Origin of the sequence: Mesorhizobium sp. M0633 (assembly GCF_040320645.1) — a bacterium.
In the GTDB taxonomy this organism is placed as follows: Bacteria; Pseudomonadota; Alphaproteobacteria; order Rhizobiales; family Rhizobiaceae; genus Mesorhizobium.
The window spans coordinates 88442-100672 of the sequence record NZ_JAMYQC010000011.1 but is presented as its reverse complement, the minus strand read 5'-3'; the positions used below and the strand labels follow the sequence as shown (position 1 = coordinate 100672).

Genomic DNA, 12231 nt, shown 5'->3' with positions numbered 1-12231 from the left:
ATGGCCGCGTCGACCGGAAAGTCCTTTGTCAGCCGTTTCGGCGTCCATATCGCCGTCTTCATCTTCGTTGCGATCTGGACGATCCCGACGCTCGGCATTCTGGTCTCGTCGCTGCGCGACAAGGATCAGATCATCGCTTCGGGCTGGTGGAACTCGTTCACCAGTTCCAGCCAGACGGAAGCCGGCCGGCTGCCGCCAGCCTCGGCGCAGGTCGAGAAGGACGGCAAGTTCGTCCTGCAAGGCAATATCTTCGGCGACGGTCCGGCCCGCAACATCAGCGCCTTTGGCGTCAAGTCGGCCGCGCCGACGCAATATCCCGCCGGCACGACAGCCGATCTCGGCGACGGCGTGACCCTGCAGCTCAATGCCGACGGCAGTTTCGTCACGACCTCGCCGAAGGCTTTCGAAAGCGAACGCGGCCAGCGCGTCTACTACGCCTCGTCGGCGCCGCCGAAATTCACCACCGACAATTACGACACGGTGCTGTTCTCGGAAGGCATCGGCCGCTCCTTCATGAACTCGCTGACCGTCACCATTCCGGCGACCGTCATCCCTATCCTGATCGCCGCGTTCGCCGCCTACGCGCTGGCCTGGATGCGCTTTCCCGGCCGCGCCCTGCTCATCGCCGTCATCATCGGCCTCCTGGTCGTGCCGCTGCAGATGTCGCTGATTCCGCTGTTGAAGCTCTATAACGGCGTCGGCAGCTTCTTCGGCGTGCCGTCGAAGACCTATCTCGGCATCTGGCTGGCGCATACCGGCTTCGGCCTGCCTTTCGCCATCTATCTTCTGAGGAGCTATATCGCCGGCCTGCCACGCGAGATCATGGAGTCGGCGCGTATCGACGGCGCCAGCGATTTCGAGATCTTCGTCAAGATCGTGCTGCCATTGTCGTTCCCGGTGCTGGCCTCGTTCGCCATCTTCCAGTTTCTCTGGGTGTGGAACGATCTGCTGGTGGCGATGGTTTTCCTCGGTACCGAGGGCGACCAGATCGTACTGACCGCCAAGCTCAATGCGTTGCTCGGCTCGCGCGGCGGCGACTGGGAGATCCTGACGACATCGGCCTTCGTCACCATCATCGTGCCGCTGATCGTGTTCTTCTCGCTGCAGCGCTATTTCGTCCGCGGGCTGCTTGCCGGCTCGGTGAAAGGAGGTTGAGATCATGCAATCCGCTTTGAAGGCCACCCCGAAGCCAGATCTCGCTATAGATCGCGACTGGTGGCGAGGTGCCGTGATCTACCAGATCTACCCGCGCAGCTATCAGGATTCGAACGGCGACGGCATCGGCGACCTCAGGGGCATGATCGGCCGGCTGGCCTACATCGCCTCGCTCGGTGTCGACGCCATCTGGATCTCGCCATTCTTCAAATCGCCGATGAAGGATTTTGGCTACGACGTGTCGGATTATTGCGATGTCGATCCGATGTTCGGCACGCTGGCCGACTTCGACGCGCTGACCGCAGAGGCGCATCGGCTTGGCCTCAAGGTGATGATCGACGAGGTGCTCTCGCACACCGCCGACATCCATCCCTGGTTCAAGGAGAGCCGGTCGAGCCGGAGCAATCCAAAAGCCGACTGGTATGTCTGGGCGGATGCCAAGCCGGACGGCACGCCACCCAATAACTGGCTGTCGATCTTCGGCGGCTCGGCCTGGCAGTGGGACACCAGCCGCCAGCAATATTACCTGCATAATTTCTTGGCCGAGCAGCCCGACCTCAATTTCCACAGCCGCGCGGTCCAGGACGCGCTGCTCGACGTCACCCGCTTCTGGCTGGAGCGCGGTGTCGACGGCTTCCGCCTCGATACCATCAATTTCTATTTCCACAGCCAAGGCCTGGAAGACAATCCGCCGCTGCCGCCCGAGCAGCGAAACGACCAGACGGCGCCGGCAGTCAACCCCTACAACTACCAGGACCATCTCTACGACAAGAGCCGGCCTGAAAACCTCGGCTTCCTCGAACGCTTCCGCGCCTTGCTCGACGAATACCCGGCGACGGCCGCGGTTGGCGAGGTCGGCGATTCGCAGCGTGGGCTGGAAGTGGTGGCGGCCTATACGGCCGGCGGCAAGCGCGTGCATATGTGTTACTCCTTCGACTTCCTGGCGCCGGAGAAGATCAGCGCGGCAAAGGTACGCTCGGTGCTGGAAACCTTCGGCAAGGTGGCCAGCGACGGCTGGTCGTGCTGGGCCTTCTCCAACCATGACGTGATGCGTCCCGCCTCGCGCTGGGCAGCCGGCGAGCCCGACCCGACCGCCTACCTCAAGGTCATCTCGGCGCTGCTGATGTCGTTGCGCGGCTCGGTCTGTATCTATCAGGGCGAGGAGCTCGGGCTCAGCGAGGCCGAGCTCAGCTTCGAGGATCTGCAGGACCCATACGGCATCCGCTTCTGGCCTGAATTCAAGGGACGCGACGGCTGCCGTACGCCGATGGTTTGGGACGGCGCTGCCCGCAATGGCGGCTTCTCGACGGCAAAGCCCTGGCTGCCGGTGCCCAGCAAGCACCTTGCGCAAGCCGTCAATGTGCAGCAAGGCGACGACGGCTCGCTGCTCGAGCACTACCGGCGCTTCCTGGCTTTCCGCCGCGCCCATCCGGCACTGGCCAAGGGTGATATCGAGTTCATCGAAAGCGAGGGCGACACCGTCGCCTTCACCCGCCGTGAAGGCAACGAGCAGATCGTCTGCGCCTTCAATCTCGGAGCAAAGCCTGCCGAAGTCGATCTTGGCGGCCGCTCATTGCAGCCCTTGCCGGGACACGGGTTTTCGGGACAGACTGGCGCCGGCACTATCCGCCTCGGCGGCTACGGCGCCTGGTTCGGGCGTATCGACTGAATTCAAGGAAGAACTGGAGGGTACCATGGCCGATGTCACGCTAAGGCAAGTGAGGAAATCATATGGCAATCTCAACATTCTGCACGGCGTCGACCTCGACATAAAGTCGGGCGAATTCATCGTCTTCGTCGGTCCCTCTGGTTGCGGCAAGTCGACCTTGCTGCGCTGCATCGCCGGGCTGGAGGAGATCACCTCGGGCGAGCTCAAGATCGACGGCGAGATCGTCAACGACGTGCCGCCGTCAAAGCGCGGCATCGCCATGGTGTTCCAGTCCTATGCGCTTTATCCGCACATGACCGTCTACGACAACATGGCGTTCTCGATGAAGATCGGCAAGGAAAGCAAGGCCGAGATCGACAAGCGGGTGCGCCAGGCGGCCGAGATCCTGCAGCTGACCAAATATCTCGACCGTCTGCCCAAGGCGATGTCGGGCGGCCAGCGCCAGCGCGTCGCTATCGGCCGCGCCATCGTGCGCAATCCCAAGGTTTTTCTGTTCGACGAACCGCTATCCAACCTCGACGCGGCGCTGCGCGTCGCCACCCGCATCGAGATCGCCAAGCTCAAGGAGTCGATGCCGGCCACAACGATGATCTACGTCACCCACGACCAGGTCGAGGCGATGACGCTGGCCGACCGCATCGTGGTGCTGAAGGAAGGCCATATCGAACAGGTCGGCACGCCGATGGAGCTCTACAAGCGGCCCGGCAATCTGTTCGTCGCCCAGTTCATCGGCTCGCCGGCGATGAACATCCTGCCGGCGACGATCGACAAGACCGGCAACCCGACGGTCGTCAGCCATGTCGGCGGCCGCAAGGCAACGGTGCCGATCGCAACGCCTGCCTCGGCGAAAGGCGCAGCGGTGAGCTTCGGGGTGCGGCCGGAGGATCTGATGATTGCCATCGGCGCCGACTATTTGTTCGAAGGGACGGTCGATTACGTCGAGCAGCTCGGCGAGGTCCAGCTCGTCTATGTCGACATCGGCCGCGCCGACCTGCCGCTGGTGACCAAGCTGCCGGGCAATGTCGAGGTCAAGCGCGGAGCGACGCTGCGGCTGACGGCGGACGCCGGCGACCTGCATATTTTCGACGCCGACGGGCGCTCTTTCGCGCTCCATGAAGCAGAAGCAAAGGCGGCTTGAAGCAGGCGTTCTTCCGCCATGCAAAAAACAAGAGCGGCGGGCATGGCCCGCCGCTCTTGTCTGGAATTCCAGTTCGGCCGTTAGAGCGGTTCATCGTTTCACGGAACGCCGAACAGCTCTATCTCTTTGTTTTGACGCAATTCCCAAGGGAAAGCGCTACGCGCTTTTCCCGGGAAAACCGTTTCACACTTTTCCTGGAATTGCTCTAGTTGTTGCCGAAGAGGTTGCGGTCGGCGCCCTGAGGCGCGGACTTGGGCACATCGCCAGACGAATTCAGCAGCTTGTAGACCGGCGAGTTGCTGTCACGCACCGAATACGTCTGCGTCTTGTCGACGTTGACGGTCGACTGCTTGTTGATGTCGGTCCCGCCAACATTGTCGTTGCGGGCATAAGCGCTGCCGGCGGCAATCAAGAGAGCGGCGGCGGTAAGAACAATCTTTTTCATTTGGATACTCCTGGATTTTCGAATCAAGCGGCGGGCATGCCGCCGCCTTGATGGTGGGATCGGCTGTTAGTTGTTGCCGAAGAGGTTACGGTCGGCGCCCTGGACAACCGGCTGCTTTTCAGCCTGGTCCGACCTCTTGACGGAAGCCGTGTAGGAGCTGTCGACCGAGACAGCGGGCTGGTTGGCTCCGTTGGAACCAAAGTTGTCGCTGCCCGCGAAGGCGCTGCCGGTGATGGCCAACACGGCGGCGGCAGCAAGAACGATCTTTTTCATCTTAATACTCCTGAATTTTTCAGATCCCCGGACGGCGGATATGCCCGCCGCCCTGATGCTGGGATCGGCTGTTAGTTGTTGCCGAAGAGGTTACGGTCGGCGCCCTGGACAGGCTGCTGGTCAGCAGGAGCCGGCTTCTGAATGGAAGCCGTATACGAGCTGTCGACCGAAGCGGCAGGCTGGTTCGCACCCTTGGAACCAAAGTTGTCGCTGCCAGAGAAGGCGCTGCCGGTGATGGCCAAAACGGCGACGGCGGCAAGAGCGATCTTTTTCATTTTAGTACTCCAGTATCTCAGTTTTTCCGTCCGTCCAGCGGCGTGTCTTGGGAGGAATTCGCGTCGTTCGGACAGCCCCGATGTGGGAAAGGCGATGGCCAGTTTCCAATCACGAAGTTGTTTGGTGTGGACCAAGAATCTACACCTTGAAATTGTGCCAGAGATTCCCTTTGCCACAATTTTATTGCTAAATATCAATTAGATACCCCATAGTATCGGTCTGGCTGCAAGGTGACTTGGGGAGGCAGCGTTCACAGCGTCCTGCACGCATTGTCAACAGAAACGAACCGTTCGGTTCGATTTTTTAAACCGATAAAAGTCGCGGCCGAGGTTCTTTGTCGAATCGTTAACCATTTCGGCCAAACGCGGCCTCACCGTTCTGCCGGTTTTCGGCCCGCTTATGCCGGCCGGCGAAGGCAGCAACCGGGCAAGCAGAACCAGGTCAGACCCCGTAGCGTTCGGTGCGGATGAGAGCCGCGGGAACGCCGGCATCGATCAGCGCCTCGGCGGCGGCCGTCACGAACGCGTTCGAGCCGCAGACGAAGGCGAGCTTCGGCGGCGCCGGCAGCCTCGTCATGGCTTGCACCATCATCGCGGCGTCGACCCGCCGCGCATGATCTGCCGGACGGCGGGCCGGCTCGCGCGTCAGCGTCAGCACCAGGTCGAAGCCATCCCGGCGCTCGGCGAGGTCGATCAGCTCGTCGCGAAAGATCACCTCGTCCCAGACCCGCGCCGAAAACACCAGGGCGGCGGCGACCAGCGATCCCCGCATCGCCCGGTGACGGACCATCGACATCAGCGGCACCACGCCCGACCCGCCGCCGACGAGCAGGAGCGGTCCGCCATCGCCGTCGGACCAGACGAAATGGCCGCCGAGCGGCCCGCGCAATTCGACCTCGTCGCCCACCGCCGCGATCTCGTGAAAGAACGGCGAGACCTCGCCGTCCTCGAGTTTTTCAATCGCCAGTTCGATGGTCTCGCCGGTCTCCGGCGCCGAGGCGATGGAGTAGGAGCGGCGCGCCTGATAGCCGTCCGGCGCTGTCAACCTGACATCGACATGCTGTCCGGCACGGTAGACGAAGGGCCGCGACGGCTGCAGGAAAAAGCTGGTGACGCGCGGCGTGCGCTTTTGGATGCGGGTGATGGTGACCGTCTGCCAGGGCGACTGCGCCGCCGGTGCGTCGCTCATGGATCGTTCGTGTAGCGCTGCTCGCGCCACGGGTCGCCATAGATATGATAGCCTCGCAACTCCCAGAAACCCGGCTCGTCACGCTCGGTGAACTGCAGCCCGTTCAGCCATTTGGCCGATTTCCAGAAATAGAGATGCGGAACGAGCAGCCGGGCCGGGCCGCCATGGTCGGGAGTGATCGGCTTGCCTTCATAAAGCAGTGCCACCATCGCCTTGCCGCCGGTGAGATCCTTCGTCGGCACGTTGGTGGAATAGCCGTCGAAACCCAGCGCCAGCGTGAAGGCGGTGGGCGGCTCGATGCCGGCGTCGGCAAGGATGTCGTCGACGAGCACGCCCTGCCACGCCGTGTCGAACTTGGTCCATGCGGTGACGCAATGGATGTCGCGCGTCATCTTGGTCAAGGGCAGCGCGTTGAACTCGGCCCAGTTCCACTTCTTGATCGGCCGCAGCCCGTGCTTAAGCGTAAACGACCAATCCTCGGTGCGGACATGCGGCGTCGGGCCGGCCGACAGGACCGGGAAACCTTGCTCGAGATATTGCCCCGGCGGGATACGTGCATCCGTATCCGTCGGCGGCTTTCGTCCGGAAGAGAAGCCTCGGGTAACCATCGAGAATATCCGTTTGCGCAAGGTCCAATCGACCTTTGTCAGTTTTCTCGAAGACGCGTGCGCGGGCAACCGAAATCTTGGCTCCGGCCTGGCGGCAATGCTCTACATCGATCTTGGCAGCGCGGCGCCCGCTTCAGCCACTGGCGAAGGGGACGGCGACGAACATCTGGGCGTCGCCACGCTCGACAAGCAGCAGCACCGATTTCTTGCCAGATTTGGCAGCCTGCACAATCGCCTGGTTAGCCTGCCTGGCGTTCCTCACCGGATGCTGGTCGACGGCGACGATGATGTCGCCGGGCTGGATGCCGGAAGCCGATGCCGCCTTGTTCGGGTCGACGCGCTCGACCAGCGCGCCGTGCTGGTTGCCTGCCAGGTTCATTGCCTGGCGCACATCCGGGGTGACGTCCATCAGGCCGAGACCGAGCGCCGGTGCGCGAAGGCCCTGCTCCGTCGACGGCTGACGCCGATCGCCGGTCACCGATCCCGTTGCCATGTCGTCTTCGTTGCGCCCGACCTCGACGGAGATCTGCAGGCTTTGCCCCTGGCGCCAGACATTGAGGGTTTCCCTCGTGCCGGGCGCAACGTCGGCGACGGTGCGCGACAGATCCCTTGGATCCTTTATGTCGCGGCCGGCGAAACTGGTAATGACGTCGCCGGTCTCGATGCCGGCCTTGGCGGCCGGCGATCCGTCGCTGACCTGCGCGACCAGCACGCCGGCTGCGTGATCGAGGCCGATGGCGCTCGCCATGTCAGGCGTCACCGGCTGGATCTGGACGCCGAGATAACCGTACTGGATGGAGCCGCCCTTCATCAGTTTGGCGACGACCTTTTGCGCCTGGTCCGAGGGGATGGCGAAGCCGACACCGACGCTGCCGCCATTCGGCGAAAAGATCGCCGTGTTGATGCCGACGACATTGCCGTTCACATCCGTCAGCGGGCCGCCGGAGTTGCCCCGGTTGATCGGTGCGTCGATCTGGATGAAGTCGTCAAACGGCCCGCTATGCAGGTCGCGGCCGCGGGCCGAGACGATGCCGGCCGTGACCGTGGTGCCAAGGCCGAAAGGATTGCCGAAGGCGAGCACCTGGTCGCCCGGCATGAGCTTGTCGGAATCGCCCCATTTGACGGTCGGCAAGGGCTTGCCGGCTTTGACCATGAGCACGGCAAGATCGTTCTTGGCGTCATGACCGATCAATTTGGCGGGAAGCTCGGTGCCGTCGTCGAGCGTCACCTTGATCGACTGGGCGCCGTCGACGACGTGATTGTTGGTGACGATGGTGCCGTCGGCGCCGACGATGAAGCCTGAGCCGAGGGCCTCGGTGCGCGGCGCCTGTTCCGGCGGTGTTTTGGGGGCGGGCTGTCCCTGGTCATCGAAGAAATGGCGGAAATAATCGTCGAAAGGCGAGGTTCCGCCAAAGGGAGAGGCGTCGCTCATGGTGTCCGGCTGTTGTACTTTCATGACCGTCGTGATGGTCACCACTGCCGGTTTGTCGGCCGCCACGACCGGAGCGAATGAACCGCTGGGCGCCGTCATGCCGGTGACAGGTGGGGTCACTGTTGCCGCCAGGACATCATTCAGCCTGGGAGCGAGGGGCAGGGCGAAGGGGCTGACGATCAGCGCGGCGCCCAGCAGAGCGGCGACGCGATGTCTGCGAAGGGTCTGGATTGGTGACATGGCCGTTGTCCGGGCGAGAGATTGATCGGGCGCCGCAGCGTTCCGTCACCGGAACGCTCTATCGGCGTGTCGGCCTTGCCTGTCTCGCCTGGCACGGCGGCCGACCGGATCGACAGCCCCGCATCTAGGGCGCCGATCGTGGTTTCCAGATAATATTACGAAGATTTAATTTCCGGCTGGCAGCCGCCTTGCCGGGCTGGCGCCGAAACCCGAAAACAAAAACCCGCCTTGCGGCGGGTCGTTGGGGCGAATCAGCACCATACCCAGATTACTAGCATAGCTGCCGGCACAAAGCAAGAACAAAATAGCTGCGCAAGACAAATCGCTTCAGATTTGCGCCGCCTCAGCCGAGGCCTCCTATTCGCCTTTCCGGTCGGTCCGGCTGAGATAGGTGGTGGCGATCTCGCGCATCCGCCTGCCGTCGAAGCTCGGTCCATGGCCGCCATGGCCGATCCGGATCGGCAGCTCGAGCAGGCGCTGCATCGTGCGGCGATAGGCGGCACGATCCGAATCCGGCAGGTCGTCGATCAGCATGGCGTCGTAGATGGCGTCGCCGGCGAAGAACAGGCCGTCAGCCTCGTCGAACAGCGCGATCGAATCCGGAGAGTGGCCGGGCAGATGCAGGACGCGGAATTGGCGGTCGCCGAGGTCGATCCTATCGCCCTCGTCCAGGGTCCGGGCCAGAGGCGCCGGCTGAATCCTGTAATCGGCCGCCTTCCAGCCCTTTGCCGGCAGCCTGGAGACGGCGCCTTCCAGATCATGGAACATGTAGGCGTAGGTCACCGCTTCATCCATGCTGTCGAACTGTGCGGCGCTGTGGCGCGGCCCTGCCCGCAACGGAAACTCGTGCAGCGAGCCGACATGATCGAGATGGATATGCGTGGCGACGACGAGCAGCGGCTTGCCGGACGGCGTGTCGATCTGCGGCGCCAGCGGGCAGATCCCCATGCCGGTGTCGACCAGCAGGTCGACATCGCGGCCGCGCAGATGCCAGATGTTGGCGCGCACGAATTCGTGCACGAAGGGCTCGGTCAGCATCGTCGTCTTGGCGTCGACGATGGTTTTGCTGAACCAGCTGTCCATCAGATCAAGGCCGGCATCAGACGAACGGCTTGCCGACCTTGTACTTTTGCGGGACCAGCCGCTTCAGATAGGCCATCCCCGCATCGGACAGCCGGTTGACATCCGGCAGCATGAAATCATCCGGCATATGGCGCGTCTTGCCGGCGACGTTCTTCAGCGGCACCTTCTTCAGCACGGTTTTCTTGCCGTCATATTGCAGCGCCACCGAACCGCCGCCCTCGTCGGCCACCGTGACCGCGAAGGCACCGGCATCGAAGGCCTCCTGCGCGTCCACCGCGCTGATGGCGCCGACATAGCCGCGCGGCATATAGCCGAGCGCATCGACGCGCGCCCGCTTGCCCGGCAATCCTTCGGCGAGCGCGCGCTCCAAGGCTGCCGGCAGGTCGCTGCCCGACAGCTTGACGTTGCCATGCTGGTCGCGCTCCAGCCTTTCCGGCGGCACCAGGCTTTCGACCAGCGCTTTGCCGTCGGCGGTGCTGACGCCTTCGGAGACGGCAACGATGCAGCGCTTGTGGCGGTCGAGCGTTGCACGAACGTCGTCGATGAAGCCCGCCGCGGAGAACGGCCGCTCCGGCACGTAGACGAGATGCGGGCCGCTGTCCTGATCGAGCTGCCAGGCCGCGGACGCGGCCGTCAGGAAGCCGGCATGCCGCCCCATGACGATGCCGACATAAATGCCCGGCAAAGCGCGGAAATCGAGATCGACCGAAAGAAACGCGCCGGCGACGAACTCGGCCGCCGACATGAAGCCGGGCGTGTGATCGTTCTCCTCGAGATCGTTGTCGATGGTTTTCGGCGCGTGGACGAAGGCGATCTTGCCGCCGGCGGCGTCGGTGAGGATCTGCTGCGTGCCCGAGGTGTCGTTGCCGCCGATATAGATGAAGGCATCGGCGCCGGCGTTCTTCAAGCCGTTGAGGATGAGGTCGCAATAGGCGGCATCCGGCTTGTCGCGCGTCGAACCAAGCGCGGCGCTCGGTGTCGCCGCGATCAGCCGCAGGCGGTCCTCGGGGATGGCGGAAAGATCGACGTAATTGCCGTCACGAATGCCGCGCACGCCGTGGATGGATCCCAGCACCTTGGCGCCGGGATGCCGCTTGCGGATTTCGAGCGCAGCACCCACCACGGTCTGGTTGATGACGGCGGTCGGGCCGCCGCCTTGCGCGATGACAAAAGTTCCGGCCATTGTTCACGTCTCCCGGGCGGTGAAAATCGCAGGCACATTCGCCTGTCTTGCGGCATCGCGCAACGGCAGAGGCAGTGGGTCAGTTTGAAATCGAGCCACTCTTCGCTTGCAGCGCGATAGGATCCGTTTCGACGAGCCGAAGTGACCTGACCATATTCGCCGTCTGCGCCTTGTATTTGAGAAAGTGCGGCGTGGTCAGGTGGGCCTCATAGGCCGCCTGATCGGCGTAGCATTCGATCACGCGCACCTTTTCAGGCGTGCCTTTTACTGCCACCGCATGAAGGAAAAGCACGCCCGGCTCGACGCGTACAGAAGCCTCAATCTCTTCAGCAAGCAGGGCCCTGTAGCTGCCGATCTGCTTAGGATCGATTTCCAGTTCGGCTATCCTGACAAGCGGCATCAATTGCTTTCTTGCTTCTTGCAAGGGACCACGCATGGTCGGCTTCTCCGCTTCGCTCGCCTCGATCAGCGCAACGATGTCGCGATCTCCCAAAACTTGTCAGTCACGCGAGCGGACATGGCTGGGCAAGGCGAAGCGTCGCATGAATTCGCACAAAATTGTAGTACATGGGTGTGCAGCGCTAGCCGGCAGAGTAATCGCTCGAGCCTTGGCCTCCGGTCAGACGACGACGACCGGATTCTTCTTGGAGACGCGGCTGTAGAGGTCGATGATGTCCTGGTTGATCAGGCGCACGCAGCCCGACGACATCGCCTGGCCGATGCTCCACCATTCGGGCGAGCCGTGGATGCGATAGCCGGTGTCGCTGCCGTTCTGATAGATGTAGAGGGCACGCGCGCCGAGCGGATTGTCGAGGCCGCCCGGCTGCCCGCTTTGCCATTTCACCAGTTCCGGCCTGCGGGCGATCATCTCGGGCGGCGGGGTCCAGACCGGCCATTCCTTGCCGTACTGGATGTTGGCGCGGCCCGACCAGCGGAACCCGTCCTTGCCGATGCCGACGCCGTAACGGATCGCATCGCCGCCGGGCTGCACCAGATAGAGCAGCCGTTCCTGCGAGTGAACGACGATGGTGCCGGGTTGCTCGCCGGTCGGATCGACGACGATCTGGCGGCGGAACTCCGGCTTGACCTTGAGATAGGGCACTTCCGGCACATTGAAGCCACCGTCGGTGAGCGAAGCGTACATCACGTCGGGGCTGGTGATGTTCTTGTCGACGCTGATACTCGGACGGATGGGCCGGATCGAGCCGGTGGTGACGTCGTCGAGCTGCAGCGACGGCAGATCCAGCGTCTGGCTGCAGCCGGCGACGCCGAGCAGCGCCAGCGCACCGGCGCCGGACAGCACCGTGCGGCGGGAAAGCTGTATTTCGGTTTCGATTGCGTCGCCGTTGTGCGGCAGCGACAGACCTTGCGGCAACTCACGCATTTACCCAAACCCTACGCTGTCGGCGGGAAACACGATCCGGCCGGATAGCAGGCATTTTCACCAATCATGGTTGAAAAAGCGTGAAGGCCGGCCGCCTGGCATTAACGAGGGGCTTTTTCGATTTTTGCCTCTTTACATCTGCGCGGGACCAAGGATT

General features: G+C 63.0%; 14 protein-coding genes. 4 read left to right on the top strand and 10 right to left on the bottom strand.

The genetic code is table 11. The features are described from left to right. Genes NKI47_RS14420 through NKI47_RS14405 form a run of 4 tightly spaced genes read left to right on the top strand, consistent with a single transcriptional unit; the run spans position 1 to position 4171 of the window. Positions 1-1155 (top strand): carbohydrate ABC transporter permease, encoded by a 1155-nt coding sequence (locus NKI47_RS14420; protein ID WP_352590889.1) that lies wholly within the window; start codon positions 1-3, stop codon positions 1153-1155. A 4-nt stretch (positions 1156-1159) separates the two neighbouring features. Continuing rightward, positions 1160-2824 (top strand): beta-galactosidase BglA, encoded by a 1665-nt coding sequence (bglA, locus tag NKI47_RS14415; protein ID WP_352590886.1) that lies wholly within the window; start codon positions 1160-1162, stop codon positions 2822-2824. A gap of 25 nt (positions 2825-2849) precedes the next feature. Next, positions 2850-3962 (top strand): ABC transporter ATP-binding protein, encoded by a 1113-nt coding sequence (locus NKI47_RS14410; protein ID WP_352590883.1) that lies wholly within the window; start codon positions 2850-2852, stop codon positions 3960-3962. Beyond that, positions 3959-4171, top strand: a complete 213-nt coding sequence (locus NKI47_RS14405) for a hypothetical protein (RefSeq protein ID WP_352590880.1) — start codon at positions 3959-3961, stop codon at positions 4169-4171. The genes NKI47_RS14410 and NKI47_RS14405 overlap by 4 nt, the downstream gene beginning before the upstream one ends. On the opposite strand, the gene NKI47_RS14400 is transcribed toward NKI47_RS14405, so the two are convergent. The 10 genes from NKI47_RS14400 to NKI47_RS14355 all read right to left on the bottom strand — a co-directional run bounded on the left by NKI47_RS14400 (position 4168) and on the right by NKI47_RS14355 (position 12074). Then, entirely contained in the window at positions 4168-4407 is a 240-nt protein-coding gene (locus NKI47_RS14400) for a DUF680 domain-containing protein (RefSeq protein ID WP_352590877.1), read from the bottom strand. The two genes, NKI47_RS14405 and NKI47_RS14400, sit on opposite strands and share 4 nt — an antisense overlap. 66 nt (positions 4408-4473) lie before the next feature. Continuing rightward, entirely contained in the window at positions 4474-4680 is a 207-nt protein-coding gene (locus NKI47_RS14395; protein ID WP_352590875.1) for a DUF680 domain-containing protein, read from the bottom strand. 71 nt (positions 4681-4751) lie between these two features. Next, positions 4752-4955 (bottom strand): DUF680 domain-containing protein, encoded by a 204-nt coding sequence (locus NKI47_RS14390; RefSeq protein ID WP_352590872.1) that lies wholly within the window; start codon positions 4953-4955, stop codon positions 4752-4754. 442 nt (positions 4956-5397) lie between these two features. Then, positions 5398-6144 (bottom strand): FAD-binding oxidoreductase, encoded by a 747-nt coding sequence (locus tag NKI47_RS14385; protein WP_352590869.1) that lies wholly within the window; start codon positions 6142-6144, stop codon positions 5398-5400. Beyond that, positions 6141-6752 carry a sulfite oxidase-like oxidoreductase gene (locus NKI47_RS14380; protein WP_352590866.1) on the bottom strand — a complete coding sequence of 204 codons (612 nt, stop codon included), beginning with the start codon at positions 6750-6752 and terminating at the stop codon, positions 6141-6143. Before NKI47_RS14380 ends, NKI47_RS14385 begins: the two co-directional genes overlap by 4 nt. Positions 6753-6885: 133 nt before the next feature. After that, a complete protein-coding gene (locus NKI47_RS14375) occupies positions 6886-8424 on the bottom strand; it encodes a DegQ family serine endoprotease (RefSeq protein ID WP_352590863.1) in 1539 nt (512 codons plus the stop codon). Between the two features lie 357 nt (positions 8425-8781). Next, positions 8782-9507, bottom strand: coding sequence for an MBL fold metallo-hydrolase (locus NKI47_RS14370; RefSeq protein WP_352590860.1), 726 nt, complete (start codon positions 9505-9507; stop codon positions 8782-8784). A 16-nt stretch (positions 9508-9523) separates the two neighbouring features. Continuing rightward, the gene (locus NKI47_RS14365; RefSeq protein WP_352590857.1) at positions 9524-10690 is read right to left on the bottom strand and encodes a diphosphate--fructose-6-phosphate 1-phosphotransferase; all 1167 of its coding nucleotides are present in this window, start codon (positions 10688-10690) and stop codon (positions 9524-9526) included. Between the two features lie 79 nt (positions 10691-10769). After that, a complete protein-coding gene (locus NKI47_RS14360; RefSeq protein WP_352591036.1) occupies positions 10770-11090 on the bottom strand; it encodes a putative quinol monooxygenase in 321 nt (106 codons plus the stop codon). 219 nt (positions 11091-11309) lie between these two features. Continuing rightward, positions 11310-12074, bottom strand: coding sequence for a L,D-transpeptidase (locus NKI47_RS14355; RefSeq protein WP_023680235.1), 765 nt, complete (start codon positions 12072-12074; stop codon positions 11310-11312). Positions 12075-12231 lie beyond the last annotated feature (157 nt).